This window comes from Streptomyces ficellus (genome assembly GCF_030406405.1).
GTDB classification, from domain to species: domain Bacteria; phylum Actinomycetota; class Actinomycetes; order Streptomycetales; family Streptomycetaceae; genus Streptomyces; species Streptomyces ficellus_B.
The window spans coordinates 18,266-41,692 of sequence record NZ_JAUEPL010000056.1 but is presented as its reverse complement, the minus strand read 5'-3'; the positions used below and the strand labels follow the sequence as shown (position 1 = coordinate 41,692).

General features: G+C 72.1%; 17 protein-coding genes and 1 pseudogene. 9 read left to right on the top strand and 9 right to left on the bottom strand.

Annotation, left to right across the window (positions count from 1 at the left end; all coding sequences use genetic code 11):
- Positions 1–167: 167 nt before the first annotated feature.
- A complete protein-coding gene (locus QWM81_RS27125; protein ID WP_290115013.1) occupies positions 168–1,316 on the bottom strand; it encodes an ABC transporter substrate-binding protein in 1,149 nt (382 codons plus the stop codon).
- A 332-nt stretch (positions 1,317–1,648) separates the two neighbouring features.
- On the opposite strand from QWM81_RS27125, the gene QWM81_RS27120 reads away from it, so the two are divergent.
- The 5 genes from QWM81_RS27120 (at position 1,649) to QWM81_RS27100 (ending at position 8,260) form a co-directional block, all read left to right on the top strand.
- The gene (locus tag QWM81_RS27120; RefSeq protein ID WP_435372466.1) at positions 1,649–2,890 is read left to right on the top strand and encodes an ABC transporter substrate-binding protein; all 1,242 of its coding nucleotides are present in this window, start codon (positions 1,649–1,651) and stop codon (positions 2,888–2,890) included.
- Positions 2,890–3,909, top strand: coding sequence for a carbohydrate ABC transporter permease (locus QWM81_RS27115; protein WP_290115011.1), 1,020 nt, complete (start codon positions 2,890–2,892; stop codon positions 3,907–3,909). The genes QWM81_RS27120 and QWM81_RS27115 overlap by 1 nt, the downstream gene beginning before the upstream one ends.
- Positions 3,906–4,763 carry a carbohydrate ABC transporter permease gene (locus QWM81_RS27110; protein WP_290115010.1) on the top strand — a complete coding sequence of 286 codons (858 nt, stop codon included), beginning with the start codon at positions 3,906–3,908 and terminating at the stop codon, positions 4,761–4,763. Before QWM81_RS27115 ends, QWM81_RS27110 begins: the two co-directional genes overlap by 4 nt.
- A 4-nt stretch (positions 4,764–4,767) precedes the next feature.
- Positions 4,768–5,325 (top strand): hypothetical protein, encoded by a 558-nt coding sequence (locus QWM81_RS27105; RefSeq protein ID WP_290115009.1) that lies wholly within the window; start codon positions 4,768–4,770, stop codon positions 5,323–5,325.
- 202 nt (positions 5,326–5,527) lie between these two features.
- Positions 5,528–8,260: an exo-rhamnogalacturonan lyase family protein gene (locus QWM81_RS27100; protein ID WP_290115008.1), complete on the top strand. Its 2,733-nt coding sequence runs from the start codon at positions 5,528–5,530 to the stop codon at positions 8,258–8,260.
- Between the two features lie 92 nt (positions 8,261–8,352).
- Here the strand turns inward: QWM81_RS27100 and QWM81_RS27095 are convergent, their stop codons facing one another.
- From QWM81_RS27095 to mmuM, 4 genes are all read right to left on the bottom strand, one after another.
- Positions 8,353–9,384, bottom strand: a complete 1,032-nt coding sequence (locus QWM81_RS27095; protein WP_290115007.1) for a LacI family DNA-binding transcriptional regulator — start codon at positions 9,382–9,384, stop codon at positions 8,353–8,355.
- A gap of 115 nt (positions 9,385–9,499) precedes the next feature.
- The gene (locus QWM81_RS27090) at positions 9,500–11,449 is read right to left on the bottom strand and encodes a DUF2264 domain-containing protein (protein ID WP_290115006.1); all 1,950 of its coding nucleotides are present in this window, start codon (positions 11,447–11,449) and stop codon (positions 9,500–9,502) included.
- Complete coding sequence (locus QWM81_RS27085; RefSeq protein ID WP_290115004.1) at positions 11,446–12,480, bottom strand: hydroxyacid dehydrogenase; 1,035 nt, start codon at positions 12,478–12,480, stop codon at positions 11,446–11,448. Before QWM81_RS27085 ends, QWM81_RS27090 begins: the two co-directional genes overlap by 4 nt.
- A gap of 109 nt (positions 12,481–12,589) precedes the next feature.
- On the bottom strand, positions 12,590–13,501 hold the full coding sequence (mmuM, locus tag QWM81_RS27080) for a homocysteine S-methyltransferase (protein WP_290115003.1): 912 nt from the start codon (positions 13,499–13,501) through the stop codon (positions 12,590–12,592).
- A 197-nt stretch (positions 13,502–13,698) separates the two neighbouring features.
- Between mmuM and QWM81_RS27075 the strand changes: the two are divergent.
- The 4 genes and pseudogenes from QWM81_RS27075 to QWM81_RS27060 all read left to right on the top strand — a co-directional run.
- A pseudogene (locus tag QWM81_RS27075) lies at positions 13,699–14,790 on the top strand (glycoside hydrolase family 43 protein); the annotation flags it as partial.
- Between the two features lie 24 nt (positions 14,791–14,814).
- Positions 14,815–15,591, top strand: a complete 777-nt coding sequence (locus QWM81_RS27070) for a glycoside hydrolase family 43 protein (RefSeq protein WP_353938351.1) — start codon at positions 14,815–14,817, stop codon at positions 15,589–15,591.
- A gap of 56 nt (positions 15,592–15,647) precedes the next feature.
- Positions 15,648–17,015 carry an RICIN domain-containing protein gene (locus QWM81_RS27065; protein WP_290115022.1) on the top strand — a complete coding sequence of 456 codons (1,368 nt, stop codon included), beginning with the start codon at positions 15,648–15,650 and terminating at the stop codon, positions 17,013–17,015.
- Between the two features lie 31 nt (positions 17,016–17,046).
- The gene (locus QWM81_RS27060) at positions 17,047–18,117 is read left to right on the top strand and encodes a rhamnogalacturonan acetylesterase (RefSeq protein WP_290115002.1); all 1,071 of its coding nucleotides are present in this window, start codon (positions 17,047–17,049) and stop codon (positions 18,115–18,117) included.
- Between the two features lie 60 nt (positions 18,118–18,177).
- Here the strand turns inward: QWM81_RS27060 and QWM81_RS27055 are convergent, their stop codons facing one another.
- Genes QWM81_RS27055 through QWM81_RS27040 form a run of 4 tightly spaced genes read right to left on the bottom strand, consistent with a single transcriptional unit; the run spans position 18,178 to position 23,426 of the window.
- Positions 18,178–18,750, bottom strand: coding sequence for a hypothetical protein (locus QWM81_RS27055; protein ID WP_290115001.1), 573 nt, complete (start codon positions 18,748–18,750; stop codon positions 18,178–18,180).
- Between the two features lie 9 nt (positions 18,751–18,759).
- Positions 18,760–21,654, bottom strand: a complete 2,895-nt coding sequence (locus QWM81_RS27050; RefSeq protein ID WP_290115000.1) for a glycoside hydrolase family 2 TIM barrel-domain containing protein — start codon at positions 21,652–21,654, stop codon at positions 18,760–18,762.
- 12 nt (positions 21,655–21,666) lie between these two features.
- Positions 21,667–22,524 (bottom strand): carbohydrate ABC transporter permease, encoded by an 858-nt coding sequence (locus tag QWM81_RS27045; protein ID WP_290114999.1) that lies wholly within the window; start codon positions 22,522–22,524, stop codon positions 21,667–21,669.
- On the bottom strand, positions 22,521–23,426 hold the full coding sequence (locus QWM81_RS27040; protein WP_290114998.1) for a carbohydrate ABC transporter permease: 906 nt from the start codon (positions 23,424–23,426) through the stop codon (positions 22,521–22,523). Before QWM81_RS27040 ends, QWM81_RS27045 begins: the two co-directional genes overlap by 4 nt.
- Position 23,427 lies beyond the last annotated feature (1 nt).

Below are 23,427 nucleotides of genomic sequence, written 5' to 3'. Positions count from 1 at the left end.
ACCCGGGGTCGGTCTCGGACCTGTTCAACCGCAAGGGCGTGGTGATCGTCCCCAAGGGCGAGCTAGGCCGCAGGGCTGCCGGGCCCACGGCTGCCGGCCCCCGGGCGGGCGGCCCCCGAGCGGGCGCGTGCCCGCCCGGGAGCCTTCGCTCCGGGGGCCCCGGGCCGTCACCCCCGCAACGGCAGCAGCTCGCCGTCGACCGGCAGGCCGTCCACCCGGCGGTTGTGGACGACGGCCAGTTCGTACGGGTGGCGGCGGCCGCGCTGCCACTGGCCGCCTGCCAGCCGCACCGTGGCGATGTTCGGCACCGGACCGGACGTCCAGTCCAGCGGGCCCGCCATGGTCTCCAGGCGGGTCGCGCCGAGCGCCGCCGCGACACGGGCGGGGTCGGTGGGGTCGTCGGCCGTGGCCAGGGCGTGCGCGGCCACCTCGAACAGCGCGTAGGCGAGCCCGAGCGGCTGGAGCCACTGGTTGCCGGTGCTCCGTTCGTACGCCTCGGCCAGCTCGGCGGCCGTCATGCCGTCGATGGAGGAGCGGTAGGGGTGGGCCGGGGTCCAGTAGACGAGCGTCGCCACATGCGCCTGGGGCGGCTGACCGGCGGCCGTGGCCACGGGCGGATAGGCCAGCCACCGCGAACAGGTGAGCAGCCGGGGCCGCAGGCCCTGCTCGGCCGCCTCGCGGCGGAAGCGGCCCAGATCCGCGCCGGTCGCGGCGCTCGTGACGATGTCCACGCCCGCCTCCCGGAACGCCGCCAGGTGGCCGTCGAACCCGGCGGACGGCTCCCGGTACCCGGCCGGGTCCACCACGTGGTGCCCACGCGCGCGTGCCACGGGCAGGAAGCCGTGCTCGGGGTGGCGCGACCACTCGCCCTGCGGGCCGTCGTTCCACAGGCACCCGACCGTACGGCCGGTGCCGCCCGCCGCCTCCCACAGGTCCGCGAAGGTTTCCGCGATGTCGTCAAGGCCCCAGCAGAAGTGGTACGTCCAGCGCGGCGGCCGCTCCGGCGTCGCGCCGCGCCCGTAGTAGTACACCTGCCACGGGAAGGTGCTGGACAGGCACGGAACCCCCACCCGCTCACAGGCGTCGGCGACGGCCGGCAGCACCTCCGTACCCGCCAGCGTGAGCACGATCCGCGCCCGCTCGTCCTCCACCAGTTCCCGTACCGCCTTCCGTGCGCCCTCCGCGCTGGAACCGCTGTCGCGGCCCACGAGCCGCAGCCCGCGCAGCTTCGGTGCCAGCAGCTCCATGGCGTAGGCGAGCGGATCGCCCAGCCGCGCCAGCCGCCCGGTGCGCGCGACCACCACGCCCACGGTCACGGCCCGTCCCTCTTGACTGTTCGTCTCTTCCATGAGACGGACAACGCGGCGGGCACGGCGGACGTCACGATCCCGTACATCCGCCGAGTCGATGAATCGATTCACACGCGCTGCCCCCGGCCGCCGGGGCGTCGCTCCCCGCAAAGGGCCGCGACGAAGCCGACAGCATAGATCTCGTCCGAACCGTTGACGTTGCCCGCGAGGCTCCTTACGTTGTCCCGGCAAGCGCTTTCCTAAAACGATTCAACGGACGAAGAACGCGGCGATCCATGCGCGCTGGAGGACGAACTGTGCGTACGAATGGGACTGTTGACCGGCGCAGCCTGCTGAAGATGGCGGGCGGCTCCATGGCCGCCCTCGGCCTCACGGCGGCGGGCTGCGGCTCCGGAAGCGGCTCGGGTGACGGGACCGTCACCATCCGGTACGCGTGGTGGGGGTCCGACGACCGCGCCAAGCGCATCAATCAGACGATCGCGCTCTTCGAGAAGAAACACCCGAAGATCAAGGTCCAGACCGACTTCCAGCCCTACCTGGACTTCTGGAAGAAGTTCAACACCCAGGCCTCCGGCGGCAATCCGCCGGACGTCTTCCAGAACGCCATCGGCTTCCTGCGCAAGTACGACGAGAAGAACGTGCTCCTCGACCTCAATGAGCAGGTCGAGGCGGGAAACCTGAGCATGGACAACTTCCGCGCGGGCCTGGAGGAGTTCGGCCGGGTCGACGGCAAGCTGCTCGGCGTCCCCGTCGGCTCGAACTCCATGGCCCTCGTCATCGACCAGCCCGTCTTCGCCAAGGCCGGTATCAGCCCCAAGCCCGGCTGGACCTGGGACGAGTACCACGACGCGATGGCCAGAATCCGCGACACCCAGGGGCGTGCGGGCGACAGCGGCCTCTACGGCGTGATGTACCTCTACGACCTCTTCCTGCGCCAGAACGGCAAGGCGTTCTTCACCGAGGACGGCCTCGGCTTCACCGAGGCGGACCTCGTCGACTGGTGGACCAAGGGCTTTCAGGGCGTGAGGTCCGGCGTCTACGCCGACCCCAAGAAGGTCGCCCAGATCAGGCCCAAGTCGGCGGTCGCCGCCGAGATCGCCGCCTCCGAGTTCACCTGGGACAACTTCACCATCCGCTACACCTCCGAGGGCAAGAGCCAGTACGGCCTCGCCCCCATCCCCACCACGGACGGCAAGACCACCGGCCAGTACCTCGGCTCACTGATGCTCAGCGGCTCCCGGCGCACCCAGCACCCCAAGGAGGTCGCCCGGTTCATCGACTTCATGGTCCACGACCCCGAGGTCGCCAAGATCATGGGCTACGACCGGGGGGTGCCCGCCACCACCGAGCAGTACGAGGCGTTCCAGCCGACCGACGAGGTCAACAAGAAGATCGCCGCGTACGAGCGGCAGCTCGTCGAGACGCGCGTCCTCCAGCCCATCACCCCGCACCCCGCCGGCGCCGACGTCTGCGAGGCGGCGTTCCTGCGCGTCGCCGAGGACGTGGGGCTCGGCAAGCGGTCCGTGGACGAAGCGGTCCAGCAGTTCTTCACCGAGGCGAAGACAGCGCTCGGCTCCTGATGGGAACCACCGTGACACACCTCCCGACCACCGCGGCGCAGCCCCTGACCGAGGGGGACGAGGGCTCCGTACCGCGGTACGGCCCGGGCGGCGGCGAGCGCCGCACGCGCGCCGCCGTCCGGCGCCGCGGCCGCCGCGACAACCTCGCCGGCTACCTGTTCATGTCCCCCTGGATCGCCGGATTCCTGCTCCTGACGGCGGGACCGATGGTCGCCTCGCTCTACTTCGCCTTCACCGACTACAACCTCTTCGACACGCCGAAGTGGATCGGCCTGAGGAACTTCACCGACATGTTCGCCGACCCCCGGTGGCGTACGTCGGTCGAGGTGACGCTCTGGTACGTGGTCGTCGGCACCCCGCTGAAGCTCGCCGCCGCCCTCGCCGTGGCCCTGCTGCTCAACCAGAAGCGGCGCGGACAGGCCTTCTACCGGGCCGCGTTCTACGCCCCGTCGCTGATCGGCGCCAGCGTCTCCATCGCCATCGTCTGGAAGGCGATCTTCTCGGACGACGCCATCGTCGACCGCGCGCAGCGCGCCCTGTTCGGAGTGGACGTCGGCGGCTGGACCGGCGACCCGGACTGGATCATCTACAGCCTGGTGGCGCTGACCGTCTGGCAGTTCGGCGCCCCCATGGTCATTTTCCTCGCCGGGCTCAAGCAGGTACCGCGCGAGCTGTACGAGGCGGCCGAGGTCGACGGGGCCGGCACCTGGCGGCGGTTCTGGCACATCACCCTGCCGATGATCTCGCCGGTCCTCTTCTTCAACGTCCTGCTGGAGACCATCCACTCGTTCCAGATCTTCGGCTCGGCGTACATCCTCGGCGGTGCCGGCGGCACCTGCGGTCCCGCCGACGCCACCCTCGTCTACACCTGTTACCTCTACGTCCAGGGCTTCGAGAACAGCCGGATGGGCTTCGCCTCGGCCATGGCGTGGATGCTGCTGCTCGCGGTCGGCCTGGTCACCGCGGTGCTGTTCTGGTCCCAGCGGCGCTGGGTCCACTACGAGGAGGCCGCCCGATGACCGCGCTGACCACCTTCCGCCGGCGCGGCGCCGGATCGCTCGCCTGGCACCTCGGGTCGCTGGCGGTCCTCGCCGTGGTGCTCTACCCCGTGGTATGGGTGATCGGCGGCTCGTTCAAACCGAACGACGAGATCGTCGGCAGCCTGGAACTGTTCCCGGCGAACCCCATCACCGACAACTACAGCCGCCTCGCCGACGGCATCGCCGACATCCCCATCTCCACCTTTTTCGGCAACTCCCTCCTTCTGGCGGTCGGTTCGGTCGTCGGCGTCCTGATCTCCTGCTCCCTGTCCGCCTACGCCTTCGCCCGCATCGGGTTCGCCGGGCGCGGCGTGCTCTTCGCGCTGATGATCGGCACGCTGCTGCTGCCGTACCACGTGCTGCTCATCCCGCAGTACGTGATGTTCCAGAAGCTGGAGCTCATCAACACCTACACCCCGCTGCTCCTGGGCAAGTACCTCGCCACCGACGCCTTCTTCGTCTTCCTGATGATGCAGTTCATGCGTGGCCTGCCGAAGGAGCTGGACGAGGCCGCCCGGCTGGACGGCTGCGGGCACCTGCGGATCTACTGGTCGATCGTGCTGCCGCTGTGCCGGCCCGCGCTCATCACCAGCGCGATCTTCACCTTCATCAACGCGTGGAACGACTTCATGGGCCCGCTGATCTACCTCAACGAACCCGAGAAGTACACCGTCTCGCTCGGCCTGAAGATGTTCGTGGACCAGGACGGCGTCGCCAACTACGGCAGCATGATCGCCATGTCGCTGGTCGCGCTGCTGCCCGTGCTGCTGTTCTTCCTGGCCTTCCAGCGCTACCTGATCGACGGTATGGCCACCTCGGGCCTGAAGGGCTGAGCCGGTGCGCGCCGTCCGCTTCGGGGTCTTCGCCGAGTGCCTGCTCACCGGAGTGTGGATCGCCCTCGCGTCGCTGCCGCTGGTCACCCTGCCCGCGGCGCTCGCCGCCGGCTCCGCCCACCTGCGCCGCCACCTCGCCCACGAGCCGGGCGGGCTGCGCGAGTTCGCCACCGACGTGCGCGCCGCCGCCCGCCACGGCGGCCTGCTCGCGGGCCTGACCGGCTGGGCGGCGCTCGCCCTGGTGTGGGCGGACATCGCGGTCGTACGGGCCGGCGGGCTCCCGGGCGGCGCGTTCGCCGGCGCCGTGGGCGTACTGGCCCTGCTCGCCCTGTCCGTCGCGGGCCTCCGGGCGGCCGTGGCCTGGCACCCGGGCGCCCCGTGGCGTCCCCTCCTCACCTCGGCCACCCGCCGGACGGTGAGGGACCCGGCCGGATCGCTCGCGCTGGTCTGCGGGTTCGCCGTGATCGCGGCGTCCATGTGGTTCTCCCCGCCCCTGGCGGCGCCCGCGCTGGGGATCCTGACGGCGGCGGCCCTCGCGGTAGAGCAGCGAGCGGACGCCTAGGGAGAAACGGCGCAAGGGGGCGGACAGGGTCGCCCCCACAGGGGCTGGCGGCGTCCGAAGAGCTCCCCCCCCGCGGGACCTACGGCCGCCGACCGGCGAGGAGGCGCGCCCGCCGGGGCCCCCGACCCGTCCCACCGGCGGAACCCACCCGACGCCACGGACCCGTGGCGCACCCGACAAGCCCCATGGAAAGGAACCTTCCATGTCCCCCATCCCCCGCAGAGGTCTCCTCAAGGCCGCCGCAGCCGCCGGGGCCGCCGCCCAGTTCAGCTGGGCGCTCGGCCAGGGCGCCGCCCAGGCCGCTGAAGCGCCGGACGCCGCGGCCGGTGACGCGCCCGTGAGCGTCGGGTGGCTGGAGGCCGGCGGCCTCGGTGCCGCGCCCGGCTCCACGTTCGGCGTGCCGTGGCCCAAGGGCGCCCACCCGGCCGGCCAGACGTTCGCCCTGGCCACCGAGGGCGGCGCGAGCCTCCCCGTACAGACCTGGGCCACCGCCTACTGGCCGGACGGCTCCCTCAAGTGGACCGCCCACGCGGTCGGCCCCGAGGCGGCCGGCGCCGAGAAGTTCACCCTCACGGCCGGAACCCCGGCCCCCGCCGGCCGCCAGGTGACCGTCACCGAGACCGGCCGGCGGATCACCATCGACACCGGCACCGTCAAGGCCGTCGTCTCCAAGGACGGCGAGAAGCTCGTGGAGTCCGTCACCCGGGGCGGGACAACGATCGCCACCGAGGGACGGCTCGTCCTGCTCCGGCAGAGCGACCTGGACGACGGGGACCAGGGCAACGCCAAGTGGGAGCGGTTCGACGGCGAGATCAGCGGCGCGGTCGTCGAACAGCGCGGCCCGGTGCGAGCGGTGGTCCGCGTCGACGGCAAGCACCGCAAGGGCAGCCGCAGCTGGCTGCCGTTCAGCGTGCGGCTGTACTTCTACGCGGGCGCCGAGTCGTTCCGGATGGTCCACACCATCACCTACGACGGCGATCAGCGGAAGGACTTCATCCGCGGCCTCGGCGTCCGCTTCACCGTCCCCATGCGCGACGCCGCCTACGACCGCCACATCCGTATCGCGGGCGAGGGCAAGGGCTTCCTCACCGAGGCCGTCCAGGGCATCACCGGCCTGCGGCGCGACCCCGGCGCCGCCGTACGGACCGCGCAGGTCAAGGGCCAGAAGCTGCCCGACCCCGCCACCTGGGACCAGCGTGTCACCAGCCGCCTGGGATACATCCCCACCTGGAGCGACTACACCCTCGCCCAGCTGTCCGCCGACGGCTTCACCCTGCGCAAGCGCACCAAGGCGGACCACGGCTGGATACCCGCCGGAGGCGGCGGCCGGGCGAGCGGCTTCGGATACGTCGGCGGGGTCAGCGGCGGACTGTCCTTCGGGCTGCGGGACTTCTGGGAGAAGCACCCCGCCCAGCTCGACATCCGGGGCGCGGCCGAAGACGCCGCCGAGGTCACCCTCTGGCTCTGGTCACCCGAAGCCCAGCCCATGGACCTGCGCTTCTACCACGACGGCATGGGCCAGGACACCCATCCCGAGCAGCTCGAAGGCCTCAACATCACCTACGAGGACTACGAGCCCGGCTTCGGCACCCCGTACGGCATCGCCCGCACCAGCGAGCTGATGTTCTGGGCCAACGCCGCCACCCCCAGCGCGGAGGCGCTCGTCGCCCAGGCCGCCGCCGTCCGCACCCCGCCGCAGCTCGCCGCGTCCGCGCGCGACCTGGCCAGGGCCGGGGTCTTCGGCGGCCTGTTCGCCCCCGTCGACCGTTCCACCGCCGCCAAGGCCAGGATCGAGGACCAGCTCGACTTCCTCTTCACGTACTACAAGGACCAGGTCGAGCAGCGCCGCTGGTACGGCTTCTGGGACTACGGCGACATCATGCACACCTATGACGAGGACCGTCACCAGTGGCGGTACGACGTCGGCGGCTACGCGTGGGACAACTCCGAGCTCTCGCCGGACCTGTGGCTCTGGTACGCCTACCTGCGCTCCGGTCGCGGCGACATCTTCCGCTTCGCCGAGGCGATGACCCGGCACACCGGCGAGGTCGACGTCTACCACCTCGGGAAGTGGGCCGGGCTCGGCACCCGGCACGGCGTACAGCACTTCGCCGACAGCGCCAAGCAGCAGCGCATCTCCACCGCCGTCTACCGCCGCCCCTACTACTTCCTCACCGCCGACGAACGCGTCGGCGACCTGATGCGCGACCTGGTCGACTCCGACGAGACGTTCCTGGTCCTCGACCCCATCCGCAAGATCCGCACCGAGCCGTACACCCCCGACCGCCACGCCCTGTCCATCGGCTTCGGCACCGACTGGAGCGGCCTGGCGGCCGCCTGGCTGACCGAGTGGGAGAGGCGCGGCCCCCAGGCGGCGAAGGCCGAGGCCCGGCTGCGCTCCACCATGGAGACCATCGCCGCCCAGCCCAACGGCTTCGTCCAGGGCACGGGCCTGTACGACCTGGACACCGGCCGTTTCGCGGTCGCGGACAAGCCGGTCGTCGGCGTCTCCCACCTGTCGGCCATGTTCGGGCTCGTCGAGATGTGCGCCGAGCTCATCGACCTCATCGACATGCCGGCGTTCACGCGGGCGTGGCTGGACTACTGCCGCTACTTCAACGCCACCAAGACCGAACAGGCGGCACGTTACGGCTCCCACTTCGGCAACCTGCTGCTCTTCCAGGGCCACTCGCGCCAGGACGCCTACGCGGCCGTGCGGTTGAAGGACGACAAGCTGGCGGCGCGCGCCTGGCAGAAGTTCTTCAGCAGCGACGGCTACACCACGGCCATGACGTGGAACAAAACCCCGCTCGAAGGCCCGGCCGTCCTCGAACCCGGCTACGAGCACCTGTGGATCAGCACCAACACCACGGCCCTGTTCGGCCTCGCCGCGATTCAGAACCTGGCACTGATCGGCGACAAGCTGCCGCGCTGAGCCTCACACCGGGACCGGGGGCGGGCCGCGCCCCCGGTCCCGGACCCATGCGGCGGCGGCGCGGGCCACAGTCGCGTGGCCGGCGCCGCTCGTCAGCCGAACCGGCCGACCCCGGCCGGGGCGGCCGTGCTCGCCCGCACCACCAGGCGCGTCGACAGTTCCGTGCGGGTGCCCTCGGGGCGTTCGCCCGCCATGAGGCGGACCAGCAGGCGCAGCGCGGTGGAGGCCATCTCGGAGAGCGGGCGGCGCACCGTGGTCAGCCCCGGTGCGGCCCAGCGGGCCTCCGGCAGGTCGCCGAAGCCCACCACGCTGATGTCGTCCGGCGCCCGCAGCCCGCGCTCGGCGAGGGCCTCGTACACCCCCAGGGCCATCGCGTCCGAGCAGACGAAGAGGGCCGTCGGCGGCTCGGGCAGGGCCAGCAGCTCCCGCGTGTGGCGTCGCGCGGTGGCCTCGTCCGGCTCGCCGTGCCGCACGTACTCGGGTCGCCTGCGGAGGCCGGCCGCCACCAGTGCCGAGCGGTACCCGGCCACCGCCGCGCCCCGGCACAGGTCGCCCCGGCAGTCCCCGATCACCGCGATCCGCTCGTGCCCGAGCGCGATCAGGTGCTCGGTCGCGGTCCTCCCGCCCTGCCAGTCGCTCGCACCGACCGAGACGGCGCCTGGCGGCGGTCCGGTGACGGGGTCGATCATCACGTACGGGACGCGGTGGCGGGCCAGCCAGGCGTGCTGGGACGCGGTCAGCTCCGCCAGGTGGAACAGCGCCCCCGACGAACCCCGGCCGGCGAACGTGTCCAGCCAGCCCCCGGCCCGCGCCGGTCCCGCCGACACGACCACCTCCAGCCCGGCGTCGTGCGCGGCCTGCCCCACTCCGTGCACCACCGCGCCCGGCCACGAGCGCTCCAGCGAGGGCAGCACGAGGTCCACCAGGCCGGACGTGCGCGCCGTGCCCGGGCGGGGCCTTCGCACGTAGCCCAGCCGGTTCAGTACCTCGGTGACCCTGCGGCGGGTCTCGGGGGCCACGTCCTCGCGGCCGTTGACGACCTTGGAGGCGGTGGGCACGGAGACCCCGGCCTCCCGGGCGACCACCGCCAGCGTCGGCCCGGCGGCGCTCACGGTACGTCCCATCGCGTTCCCCTCCAGGCGTCGGTGCGTCGCGGCAACGTTTCGGTAACCGCTTTCTACAGTACGGGCTGCCTCATCCGACCGTGAAGAGCGGGGAGTTCACGGACTTGAACGCTCCTTACACGGTGTGCGCGACCGCCAGGGGCGCGAAGGCGACCCGGGTGACCGCCCCGCCGTCCGCCCACCGCACCTCGACCGCCTCCGCGTCGGCACGCTCCACCGCCGCCATACCCGCCAGGCCGGCCGGGTCGTGAGTGCCCGTCAGGGACGCCAGCGCCACCAGCACCGCCGTGCCGCCGCCGTCGTACGGTCCGGCGCTCAGCCGGGGCAGTGTCGCCCAGCGGGTGAACGCCGTGCCCTGGGGCGCGCGGAGCCGCTCCAGGCCCTCCCAGCCGTGCAGGCCCTCCAACTGCGACACCAGGCCGTGCCCGCGAAGTCCCCGCTGCCCGTCGACAGCTGGCGCCTCGTCCGGGCCGGTCGCCCACCCCGACAGGTGTATCCGGGCCCCGGGCGGCAGGCCCGTCACCCGGTGCACCCGCAGCTCGTAGCGGCCGCGCGCCACCGTGACGCTCTCCGCGCGCAGCCCCGGGACCATCGGCGGCCCCGCCGGGAACACCGGCCGGTGCCAGGAGGCCGCCCACCCCCAGCCGTCACCGTGACCGGCCCCCAGCGCCCGGACCCGGCACCGTACCGACGCCACCCCGCCGACCTCGACCGACAGGTGGTTGTCGGGCGCGTTGGCGGCGGCGGTCGGGCCCGTACGCGTGGAGTAGGCGAGCCGGCCGTACAGCACGTCGTGCACGGCGGCCGACTCGCCCTCGTGCGGCCGGAGATGGTCACTGCCGTGGTTGTGCAGCCGCGCGATGCCGTCCGCGCCGGTCGTCTGCACCAGCAGCCCCGGCGCGGGCAGCGCCAGCACCCGGTCCGGTCCCTCGGCGGGCGCCGCCTCCTCCCGTACCGTCCACAGCGGGTCGTCCGCCGGGACGAGCAGCGCCACGAACGCCTTGGCGGCCCAATAGGGCGAGGCGGGGCCCGAGTACGGCTGGAGCGTCGCCTCATGAGGCCCGTGCCAGCCCAGCGACAGCAGCCCGTCACGCGCGTCGACGGCGCCCCGGTCCAGGAAGTACCGCAGGGCGCCGCTCAGCAGCCGCCGCGATACGCCCGGGGCGAGCGGGGTGTGCCCGGTCAGCGCCCCGACGCCCACCGCCGCGCCCGCCGCGAAGCGGTACGACAGCGACCGCCCGAAGTGCACCGGCGCCCCGTCGCCGCCGAACAGCAGCGAGAAGCCCTCCAGATGCTCGCGCAGCCGGGGCCCGTACAGATCCAGCAGGGCCTTGTCGCCCGCGAGATGGGCGTGCAGGACGGGGTACAGGTGCAGGGCCCAGCCGTTGTAGTGGTCGAAGGCGCGGCCGTCGCCGTCCGCGTACCAGCCATCACCCCGGTACCAGCTCTCCAGCAGCTCAAGGCCCCGGTCGATGGCCCGCGCCGTATGAGCGTCGCCGCGCCCCACCGACTCCAGGAACCCGGCCACGCACAGCGGGAACAGGTACCAGTTGTTCGGCGCGGGCGTGTGCCGCAGCGCGCCCCGCAGCCACGCCTCGGCCCGGTCCCGCACGCCGCCGTCGAGGCGGTCCCACAGCCATGGCCGGGTCAGCCGGAGCCCGAGCGCCACGGACGCCGACTCCACCATCGGCTGGCCCTGCACATGGTGGTCGAGGATCAGCGGCCACGACTCGGTGTCCTCCCGGCCGGGCGTGCGCGTCCCGGCCGCGAGCCCGTCCGCGTACCGGCCGAGGAAACCGTGGGGGTCCTCACCGCCGGCGCCCGCGACACGGAACGCCGCCGCCAGGAAGGTGCGCGCGTACCCCTCCAGGCCATCGGAGCGCACCCCCGAGACGGACGGCCGCCCCGGCAGGTCCAGCAGCGCCCCGCCGGGGGTCGCCCAGCGCCAGGCGGCCCGCACCAGGCCATCGGCGGCGGCCTCCCAGTGGGCCCGGGTGAAGCCGGTGTGCGGGCTCAGCGCCCGGTCGTCCGGTGGGAGTCGCAGGAGCCGCAGAGGGTCGCTCATGCCAGGTACGCCAGCCTCTCGCGTCGTACGGGATGGGCGAAACCGTCGCCTGCGGCCCAGCGGGCGACCTCGCCCGCGGTCAGTTCGGCCAGCCGCCGCCACTCATTGCCCTGGGAACCGGCCAGATGCGGGGTCAGCAGGGCGTTTTCGCACTCCCACAGGGGGTGAGCGGGCGGCAGCACCTCGGGATCGGTGACGTCCAGCACGGCGTGGATACGGCCCGCCGTCACCTCCTCGGTCAGGGCCTGCTGGTCCACGACCGCGCCGCGCGCGGTGTTGATCAGCGTCGCGCCCGGGCGCAGCGCGGCGAGCAGTGGGCGGCTGACGAGCCCCCGCGTGGCGGGCAGCAGCGGCGTGTGCACGCTCACCACGTCGCTCGCCGCGAACAGCTCCTCGATGCCCACCTTCCGTACGCCGAGCGCGGCGGCCTCGTCGTCATCGACGTACGGGTCGTACAGCAGGACGCGCAGGTCGTAGGGGCGCAGCAGCTCGATGACCCGGCGTCCGACCAGCGAGGCGGAGCACATCCCCACCGTACGCCCGTAGTTGCCCAGGTCATGAGGTGTGCGCAGCCAGTTCTCCGGGGCGCGCGCCACCCGGTAGGCACGGGCGCGTTCCAGGACGCGCTTGCCCGACAGCAGGATCATCGCGACCGTGTACTCGGCCACTGGCAGGGCGTTGGCGGCCGCCGCCGACGACACCTCGACGCCCCGTTCCCAGCACGCCTCGGTGACGTGCGCGCGGACGCTGCCGGCGGTGTGCGCGATGGCCCGCAGCCGGGGCGCCGCGGCGAGCACGGCCTCGTCCACGGGCGGGCAGCCCCAGCCGGTGACCAGCAGTTCGGTGCCGGCGAGCACGGCACGGGCCCGGTCGGTGGTCAGGTCGTCCAGTACGGGCGGGGGCGCCAGGTCGCAGACGGCGGCGAGTGCGGCCGTGCCGTCCGTCAGGTCCGGTCCGAAGATTGCCGCTGCCGCGTCCTCGCTCATGGCGAGAGCGGCGGACGGCCGCCGGCGGGGGCGCACGGTCGGCATCGCATCACTCCAAGGGGGTGGGCACGGGCGGCAGGGGAATCGTGATCGTCCTGCGGTGGTCCGGTCAAGGGATGGGACGGGGGTTTGGTAAGCGCTTTCCGGATGGGCCTCACGCCAGCCTGACCGCCAGCTCGGCGATCGTGTCGGGTCCCACGCGGCAGCAGCCCCCGATCAGCCGCGCGCCGGCCCGCTGCCAGCCGGTCACCCGCTCCGCCGAGAACGTCGAACGGCCGCGCCAGGCGCGCGCCTCGGCGTCCCACTCCTCGCCGCTGTTCGGGTACACCACCACCGGCTTGCCCGTGACGCGGGCGGCCAGCGCGACCGCCCGGTCGGCGTCTTCGGGAGCGCAGCAGTTCACGCCCACGGCGACGATCTCGTCGGCGCCGGCCGCGACCTCGAACGCCTCCGCCAGCGGCTGCCCGGCGCGCGTCCGGTCCCCGGCCACGGTGTACGACAGCCATGCCGGTACGCCCAGCCCGCGCACCGCCCGGACCAGGGCCCGCGCCTCGTCCGCGTCCGGCACGGTCTCCAGGGCCAGGGCGTCCGGGCGGGCGGCGGCCAGCACCTCCAGGCGCGGGCGGTGGAACCGCTCCAACTCCTCGACGCTCAGCCCGTAGCGGCCCCGGTACTCCGACCCGTCGGCCGGCATCGCGCCGTACGGTCCGGCGGACGCGGCGACCCACAGCGGGCGGCCCGGAGCCTTGGCCTCCGCGCGCCTGGCGGCCTCACGCCCCAGTTCCACGCTCAGCGCGAGCAGTTCGGCCGCCCGGTCGTGGTCGACGCCATGGCGGGCGAACCCCTCGAAGGTGGCCTGGTAGCTGGAGGTGATGACGACGTTGGCGCCCGCCTCGTAGTACGCGAGGTGCGCGTCGACGATCGCTTCCGGCCGCTCGGCGAGGAGCCGTGCGGACCACAACTCGTCGCTCAGGTCGTGCCCGGCGGCCTCCAGCTGGTTGGACAGTCCGCCGTCGAGGACGACGGGGGAGCCGGCGGTCAGGGCCTCCATGAATGTGCTGCTCATGGGCCCGAAGCTAGCGGAAGCCGTTCCACCGGTCGCGCCGTCGCGGGGTCATTGGCCCGGACGGGCACCGATCGCCCCGTACGCGACGGCAATCCCTCCCGACCCGTTGACCTCCTCCCAAGTCGCCCTTACCGTTTCGCCGTTCGGTATCGCAGATGGTGTTCGGTATTACGAACCACCAGGGAAGGTTCCACCGTATGAGCCGCGATGACACACCTCCCACCCGCAGGCTGCTCCTGAAGGGAGCCCTGGCCACCGGGGCCCTCACGGCCGTGCCCGGCGTCGCCAACGCCGCGCCGGTCGCCGCGCCGTTCGCCGGCGCCTCCGCCGGCGCGGACGCGTCCTCCGCGTACGCCAATCCGCTCGTCCGCAACCGCGCCGACCCGCACATCCACCGCCACACGGATGGCCACTACTACTTCACCGCCACCGCCCCCGAGTACGACCGGATCATCCTGCGCCGCTCGCGCACGCTGCGCGGTCTCGCCAAGGCCGAGGAGTCGGTGATCTGGAAGAAGCACGCCAGTGGGGACATGGGCGCCCACATCTGGGCCCCGGAGATCCACCACATCGACGGCAGGTGGTACATCTACTTCGCCGCCGCGCCCGCTGACGATGTGTGGAAGATCCGCATGTGGGTGCTGGAGAACTCCAGCAAGGACCCCTTCAAGGGAACGTGGACGGAGAAGGGCCGGATCACCACCGCCTGGGACACCTTCTCCCTCGACGCCACCACCTTCACGCACGGCACGAACCGCTACCTCGCCTGGGCGCAGCACGAGCCCGGCATGGCCAACAACACCGGCATCTTCCTGTCCCGGATGGCCAACCCCTGGACGCTGACGGGCCCGCAGGTCCGGCTCACCACGCCCGAGTACGACTGGGAGTGCGTCGGCTTCAAGGTCAACGAGGGAGCCTCGTTCCTCCACCGCAACGGCCGCGTCTTCATGACGTACTCCGCGAGCGCCACCGACAGCAACTACTGCATGGGCCTGCTCACCGCCGACGCCGACAGCGACCTGATGGACCCGAAGTCCTGGACCAAGTCGCCCGAGCCCGTCTTCACCAGCAACGACTCCACCCAGCAGTACGGCCCCGGCCACAACTCCTTCACCGTCGCCGAGGACGGCCGCACCGATGTCCTCGTCTACCACGCCCGCCAGTACAAGGAGATCAGCGGCGACCCGCTGCACGACCCCAACCGCCACACCCGCATCCAGCGCCTGGGCTGGAACCCGGACGGCACCCCCGACTTCGGCATCCCGGTCGCCGACCGGCCCGCGCCCGCGGCGGTGAGGGCCACGCGCTACACGATGACCGCGTTCACCAACAGCAGCGAATCCAATATGTACGTGTACGAGTCGGGGGACGCGACCACGTACACCCTGCTGAAGGGACCGGCCTACACCCCGCCCACCGGTCTGATCCGCGACCCCAGCGTCATCAAGCACACCGACGGCCACTACTGGATCGTCCACACCACCAACTGGACCGGCAACACCATCGGGTTCGCCCGCAGCAAGGACCGGGTGAACTGGCAGTTCGTCGCCAACCACACCCTGCCCACCACCGGCCTCGCCCGCACCTGGGCACCCGAGTGGTTCGTGGACGAGGACGGCTCCACCCACGTCATCGTCTCCCTCGACACCACCAACACCTACACCTTCCGCCCCCACCTGCTCACCGCCACCGACCGCACCCTGCGCTACTGGACCAGCCCCAAGCCCCTCGCGGGCCTGGACCGGTCCAACTACATCGACACCTTCGTCGTCCGGCACGGCGGCACATACCACGCCATCACCAAGCAGGAGACGACGAAGTACCTGGAGCACGCCGTCGCGGACCGCCTGACGGGCCCCTACACCTTCACCGGCACCGGTGACTGGGCCGGCTGGGGCAGCTGGCGCGAGGGCCCCGCGCTCGTCCGCCTGCCCAACGGCGGCTGGCGGGCCTACTTCGACGGCTACGCCGAGAAGAGGTACTACTACAGCGACAGCCTCGACGGACTGCGCACCTGGACCCCGATCCGGCAGCTGCCCGGACTCACCGGCTTCGCCCGCCACTTCACCGTCCTCAGGGAGAACGCGTGACCTCCCGGATACGGACGGCCCTGCTCGCCCTCTGCCTCGCGCTCGCCGGGGCGCTGATGACCGCCGCCCCCGCCCAGGCCGCGCCCGTCACCGTCGTCAACGGCACCCAGTTCACCGACCTCGCGGGCGCGCCGGTCCACGCGCACGGCGGCGGTGTCCTCAAGGTGGGCGCCTACTACTACTGGTTCGGCGAGAACCGCAACGCCGACAACACCTTCCGGTACGTCTCGGCGTACCGCTCCAGGGACCTGAAGAACTGGGAGTTCCGCAACCATGTGCTGACGCAGGCGAGCGACCCCGAGCTCGCCGTCGCCAACATCGAACGCCCCAAGGTCGTCCACAACCAGCGGACCGGGCAGTTCGTGATGTGGATGCACAAGGAGAACGGCTCCGACTACAGCGAGGCCCGCGCCGCCGTCGCCACCTCCGCCACCGTCGACGGCGACTACACCTGGCGCGGCTCCTTCCGGCCGCTGGACCGGCACATGTCGCGAGACATCACCCTCTTCACCGACTCCGACGGCACCGGCTACATGGTCTCCGCCGCCCGCGACAACTACGACCTGCACATCTACCGGCTCACCGCCGACTACACGCGGGTCGCGGCGCTCGTCGCCAACCCCTGGCCGGGCGGCCACCGCGAGGCCCCGGCCCTCTTCAAGCGCGGCGACGTCTACTTCATGCTGACCTCCGGCGCCACCGGCTGGAACCCCAACCAGCAGAAGTACGCCACCGCCACCTCACCCGCCGGGCCGTGGAGCGCCATGGCCGACATCGGCGACGCGACGGCGTACGGCTCGCAGACGGCGTGGGTGCTGCCCGTGCAGGGCACCCGGGCCACCTCGTACCTCTACCTGGGGGACCGCTGGGGCAACTCCTTCGGGCAGAAGGTCAACGACTCCCGCTACGTCTGGGCCCCGCTGTCCTTCCCGACCTCGACCACCATGACCATGGACTGGTACCCCGAGCTGGTCATCGACACCGAGGCGGGCACGGTGACCGGTCGCGGCGGCCCCTACGAGACGCTGACCGCCCGGCACAGCGGCAAGTGCGCCGACATCCCCTCGCAGTCGCTCGCCGAGGGCGCCGCGCTCACCCAGTACACCTGCAACGGCGGCGGCAACCAGACGTTCTGGTTCAAGGACGCGGGGGAGGGCCACGTCCAGCTCATGGCCCGGCACAGCTCGCTGTGCCTGACCCGCGACGCCACCACGGGCGCCGTCGAGCAGCGGCCCTGCGCCGGCCCGCCGTCCGCCGCCCAGCAGTGGAAGGTGACCCCCGTTGCCACCGGTCACCTCACCCTCACCTCGCGGGCGAGCGGCACATGCCTGGACGTGTCGGACGCGTCGACCGCCAACTCGGCCAAGATCATTACGTGGAGCTGCACCGGCGCCGCAAACCAGCAGTGGAAGCGCGGCACCTGACACACCCCCCACCGAACAGGGAGCCCCACACATGACCCGCAAGAGACATCCCGCCGTCCTCGTCACCGCCCTGGCCGCCCTCGCGGCGCTGCCCGCGCTCCCGGCCCGGGCGGCGGACCCCGACCCTGTCCCTGCCCCCGCCCCGTACGGCCAGGGCATCGACAACTGCACCGGCACCGCGCCCGTGGTCTGCCACTTCGACGTCGCCCCCGGCACGTACGACGTCACCCTCACACTCGGCGGCGACAGCCCCGCCACCACCTCCGTCACCGCCGAGACGCGCCGCGCCATGCTGCCCGAGACCGCCACCGCGGCGGGCGAGCGGGTGCGGCGCGCCTTCACCGTCGACGTACGCACACCGGAAGGCGAACCCACCGGGCCCGCCGGCACGCCCGGCCTCGACCTCACCTTCGGCGGCCCGGCCCCGGCCCTCTCCGCCATCCGCGTCACCCCCGCGCCGCGCGCCCGGCAGGTCGTCCTCATCGGCGACTCGACCGTCTGCGACCAGCCGGGCGAACCGTACGCCGGGTGGGGGCAGCACCTGCCGAGCCTGCTCACGCGCGGCACCTCCGTCGCCAACTACGCCGACTCCGGCGAGAGCACGGTCAGCTTCCTCGCCAACCAGGCCCTCTTCCCCACCGTCCGCGAGAAGATCCGCAGCGGCGACCTCGTCCTCATCCAGCTCGCCCACAACGACAAGCAGACCAACGCCGCCACCTACCGCGCCAACCTCACCGCGCTCGTCGACGGCGTCCGCGCCGAGGGCGGCCGGCCGGTCCTCGTCACCCCCATCGTCCGCCGCTGGTTCGGCGCGGACGGCACCCTCAACAACGGCACCGCCCTGCTCGTCAACGGCCTCGGCGTCGACCACCCCGCGGAGATCCGCGCCCTCGCGGCGCGCCTCGGCACCCCGCTGGTCGACCTCACCGCGCTCACCAAGGCACGGGTGGAGGCGCTCGGTACGGAGGCGTCGAAGGCCCTCTACCTGACGAACGAGAAGCGCGACAACACCCACACCTCGGTGCGCGGCGCCACCGAGTACGCCCGGCTGGTCGCCGCCGAACTGAGCGCCCAAAACCTGCTCGGCCGGTCGGTGCGCTGACCGGCTCGGGCCCAGGCGCCGGCGTCACCGGCCGGGGAGATGGCCCCCGGCCGGTGACCGTCACGCCATGTGCGTCTGCGCCTGCGTGTGCCCCTGCCGGTGTGTCCGCGGGGGCGCCGGGCAGGCGGAACGCAGCGCGGTGAGCGCGGCCCACGGGCTCTGCGGGCCGAACAGGCGCGGCGGCGCGGGCCGGGGGTCCAGGACCGCGTAGTGCAGCGGCAGGAACGACAGCCCACCCCAGGGCTCCACCGCGTGCGCGCGGGCCAGCACCCCGCCGCACCGGGAGCAGCCGATCCACGGCACCAGGACGTGGGCCATGCCCCGGGCGGGCAGCGGCCGGGCGTCCGGGTGCTCGATCAGCCGCAGCGGAGGGTCGTCCTCGTCGCTGCGGACCGCGGCGCAGCACAGGAGCCGGGGCGTGAGCACGTCCGCCATGCCCCACTCCCGCGCCATCACCGCGATCTCGACCAGCGTGGTCTCGCTGACCACCACCTGGTGCGCCTGGAGGCCGGACACGAGCGCGTCGAGCCCGGCCTCCGGTTCGCCGGTGTTCCAGCAGTCCCTCACATGGGTGGCCTCGGGCTCGGGCAGCAGGGCGGCGAACCGGTACCACAGCGCGGCGTCACTGATCATCCGCCGAGGTTAGGCGGTGAACGTGAACGAGAACTCCGCGGGGGCCACCATGAGCTGGTACCCGGGCAGCACGCCCGGCCCGCAGGACTGCGAGCCGATGCCCTGCTGGGCGTGGTCCAGGCTGACCCACACGGTCTCGCTCGACGGCACCAGGTCCGTCAGGTGCCCGGCCGCGTCCAGCTGTTCGCTCGTCCAGCGGCGGGCGGTGAACCAGAACGCCGGGTCGCCCTCCATCCGCAACGCGCCCTCGGCGCCGCTGAGTTCGGCCCACCGCACATCCGCGCGGGCACCGTTCTCCTGCGGCCGCACGTACGGCGTCTGCAACCGGTCCACCTCCGCCGTCCAGCGGCCCAGCATCGAGGCGGCCCGCGTGTCCGGGTACGCCTCACCGGGTCCGCCGCCGAACCAGCGCACCGAGCCGTACGACGCGGGCAGCCCGAACCGGATCCCCAGGCGCGGCAGCGGCACGGCCCACCGGCCCTCGGGCGTCACCGACACGGTCAGCCGCAGCCGCTCCCCGTCCGACGTCCAGCGGTAGACGGTCCGCAGCCCGACGTCACGCCCCGCGGGCGCCACCCTCGTCCGTACGGTCAGGGCGTCGTCACCCGCCTCCACCGCGTCCAGCCGGTGCCGCATCCGGTGCAGGCCCAGCTCCCGCCACAGCGGCCCCAAGCGCGGATCGGGCTGCCAGGGCGCCCCGTTGTCGTTGTCGGTGGGCGCCCGCCACACATCCAGCCGCAGCCCGGTCACCTCCACCGGGCCGAGGGTTCGCAGCTCACCGGTGCGGGCGTCGAACGACGCCGGGCCGAGCGTGATGCGCCCATCGCCGCGCACCGGCCGGTCACCGGCGACGGCCGGCGCCACCGCGCCGGGCGCCACGGGCAGTTGCCCCCACGCGACCGGGTGGCCCTCGCGCGCCCACGCCGTGTCGGCGGCCAGCACCGCCCGTACCGTCCACTGGCTCTCCCCGGGGCGCCCGGCGTCCGGCGGCGCCGGCAGCTTCACCTCGGCCGACTCACCGGCCGCGAGCGGTGGCACCGTGAGCGGGCCGTGCGCCACCGTCTCGCCGTCCAGCTGGTACGACCACGTGAAGGCCAGGTGCGAGAGGTCGGCGAAGTCGTACCCGTTGACGATCCGTACCGTGCCCCCGGCCCCGTCGCCCTCGATGCGGACCGGCTCGATCACCTTCTTGTACTCGGCCAGGCCCGGCGACGGCGTACGGTCGGGGAACAGCAGCCCGTCGCACACGAAGTTCCCGTCGTGCAGCTCCTCGCCGAAGTCACCGCCGTACGCGTAGCCGTACCGCTCGTCCCGGATACCGTGGTCGATCCACTCCCAGACGAACCCGCCCTGGTTGCGCGCGTGAGCCTCGAACAGCCGCTGGTAGTCGGCGAGACCGCCGGGGCCGTTGCCCATGGCGTGGGCGTACTCGCAGAGGATGAACGGCAGTGCGCGGCGCCTGGTCGTCCCGCCGTCGAGGCCCCGGCCGATCTCCTCGACCTCGGCATGGCTCGCGTACATCCGGGAGTACATGTCCGTGTCGCGGCAGTCGGGGTCGCCCTCGTAGTGGATCAGCCGCTCGGGGTCGCGGCCCCGGATCCACTCGGCCATCGTGTTCAGGCCGCGCCCGGTCCCGGCCTCGTTGCCGAGCGACCAGATGATGACCGAGGGGTGGTTCTTGTCGCGCTCCACCATACGGGCGGCGCGGTCTAGCAGCGCGGGTGTCCAGCGGTCGTCGTCGACCGGGTTGTCGCGCCAGCCCTGCTCGACGAAGCCGTGCGTCTCCAGGTCGCACTCGTCGATCACCCACAGCCCCAGCTCGTCGCACAGGTCCAGGAACGCCGGGTGGGGCGGGTAGTGGGAGGTGCGGACGGCGTTGATGTTGTGGCGCTTCATCAGCTCCAGGTCCTGGCGCATGGTCGCCGCGTCCAGGGCCCGCCCGGTCTCCGGGTGGAACTCGTGCCGGTTGACGCCCCGGAAGAGGACGGGCGTGCCGTTGACCGTGATCAGACCGTCTCGAAGGGCGACCGTGCGGAAGCCGATCCGCAGCTCGACCCGCTCACTGCCCGAGGCCAGCACGCCCGCGTAAAGGCGGGGCGTCTCGGCCGTCCACGGTTCGACGGGTACGGTCACGGGCGCGCCGGTCGCGGTGTCGATGCCCAGCTCGGGCACGGTGACCCGGCCGGGCACCTCCGCGTCGACCCGCAGCGTGCCGCTGCCGGTGACGTGGTCGTAGGAGGCGTGGACGAAGAAGTCGGCGGCGCACTCGGCTGGGCGGTGCAGCAGGGTCACGTCCCGGAAGATGCCGGGCAGCCACCACTGGTCCTGGTCCTCCAGGTACGAGCCGGAGGACCACTGGTGGACGCGCACCGCCAGCACGTTTCCGCGCGCCTTCAGCAGCGGCCCCACCGCGAACTCGTGCGGCAGCCGGCTCCCCTTGAACTCACCCAGCGGTTCGCCGTTGAGCCACACCTTCGCGCAGGACTCCACCCCGTCGAAGCGCAGCACGGCGTCACCGTCCGCCGGCCAGTCCGCCGGCAGGTCGAAGGCCCGCAGATGGTCACCGGTCGGGTTCTCGGTCGGCACGTGCGGCGGGTCGACCGGGAAGGGGTAGAGGTGATTGGTGTAGATCGGCGTGCCGTGGCCCTGGAGCACCCAGTGGCCGGGCACGGTCACCTCGTCCCAGCCTGACGTGTCGTGGCCGGGCGCGGCGAACGACGCGTCGTGCGCGTCGGCGGTGGCCGACAGCCGGAACCGCCACCTCCCGTTCAGCGACAGGCGGGCGGCGTCCGATTGCGCGTACCAGGCGCGCGGTGGCAGCGCCCCGGTGCCGGGCGAGACGTCTTCGACGTACGAGACGTCCGGGACCTCTTCGGCGGATGAGAGGTTGGAGGGGAAGGACATCGGTCTCCTAGGTCAGCCCTTGATACCGGTCTGCGCGACCCCCTGCACCAGCCAGCGCTGGAGGAAGAGGAACACGAAGACCAGCGGCAGGAGGGAAATGGCGGTGGCCATGAAGATTAGGTGGAAGTTGACGGTCTGGTTGGTCATGTACGAGGACAGTGCGACCTGCACCGTCCACGCCTCCTGGTCCTGGCCGATGACCAGCGGCCACAGGAAGGAGTTCCAGCCGCTGATGAAGGTGATGGTGGCCATCGCGGCGAAGAAGTTCAGCGAGTTGGGCACGACGATGCGCCAGTACGCCCCCCAGTGGCCGAGCCCGTCCACCCGTGCCGCCTCCTCCAGCTCCTTGGGGAAGCCGAGGAAGAACTGCCGGAACAGGAAGCAGGTGAAGCCGCTGAACAGCCCGGGGATGATGAGCCCGCGCAGGCTCGACACCCAGCCCAGCGACGAGACCAGCACGAAGCTCGGTACGAAGGTGACGGCGGCCGGCACCATGAGGGTGCCGAGCACCAGGAAGAAGACCTTGTTGGCGTGCCGGTGGGGGATGCGGGCCAGACCGTAGCCGGCCAGCGAACTGACCAGCAGTGTGCCGATGGTGTGCAGGACCCCGACGACCGCCGAGTTCAGCAGGGAGCGGGCGAAGGGCACGGTCGGGTCGCTGAACAGCTCACCGATGTTGCCCCACTGGATGTCGGTGGGGAAGAACTGCCAGTTCTCGCCGGTGATCTCGGCGTCCGTGGACAGCGCGTTGCGGACGATCAGATAGAAGGGAACGAGGAAGAGCAGGGCGCAGACGCCGACGGCCAGGTAGAGACCGGTGTCGGCGAGGACGGAGCGCCGGCGCGCGGCCGGCCCGGTGACGGTGGTCATTTCTCCTCCTCACCCCTGCCGAATCCCAGGAACTTCCCCTGGAGCAGGGTGACGACGCAGATCAGTACGGTCAGGATCAGCGCGCCCGCGCTGCCGCGCCCGTAGTCCTGGTTCTCGCCCAGCGCGGTGAAGTACAGCTCCACCAGTGGCGGGCGGCCCCATGTGGTCTTGGCGAGGAGGTTGAAGAACTCGTCGAACGCCTGGTACGCGGCGATGAGCAGCAGCAGGATCACGGCCGTGGAGGTCGCGCGCAGCTGCGGCAGCGTGATGTACCGGAAGGTCTGCCAGCCCCGCTCGGCACCGTCGATGGCGGCGGCCTCGTACAGCGACGGCGGGATGTTCTGCAGGGCCGCCAGGAACAGGATCATGTAGAAGCCGGACTGGAGCCACAGCCGGACGGTGACGATGACCAGCCAGTACCACGGCGGGTCGGGCGAGGCCAGCCAGGCGATGTTGTCGATGCCGAACCAGCCGAGGACGGTGTTGGCCAGCCCGAACCGGACCCCGCTGAAGACCGACATCTTCCAGATCAGGGAGGCCGCGACGAAGCTGCACGCGGTGGGCAGGAAGAACACGGACCGGAAGAACGCCCGCATGAAGCGCAGCCGGTTCACCATCAGTGCGAGCGTGAGCGAGAACGCCCAGGTGACGGGGGTGACGATCGCGGCGAAGACGGTGAACGTGACCAGGCTGTCCACGAACGCCTCGTCGGTGAGCATCTGGACGTAGTTGTCCAGGCCGACGAACGTCGTGGGGGTGACGGTGGAGCGTGCCTCGAAGAGGCTGAGCCAGGCGCTCCAGCCGATCGGCACGTACACGAAGACGATCAGGCCGATCAGGAACGGCCCGGTGAACAGCCAGAAGCTACGGGCGGTGGCCTTGTTGACGGATGTGCGGGCCATG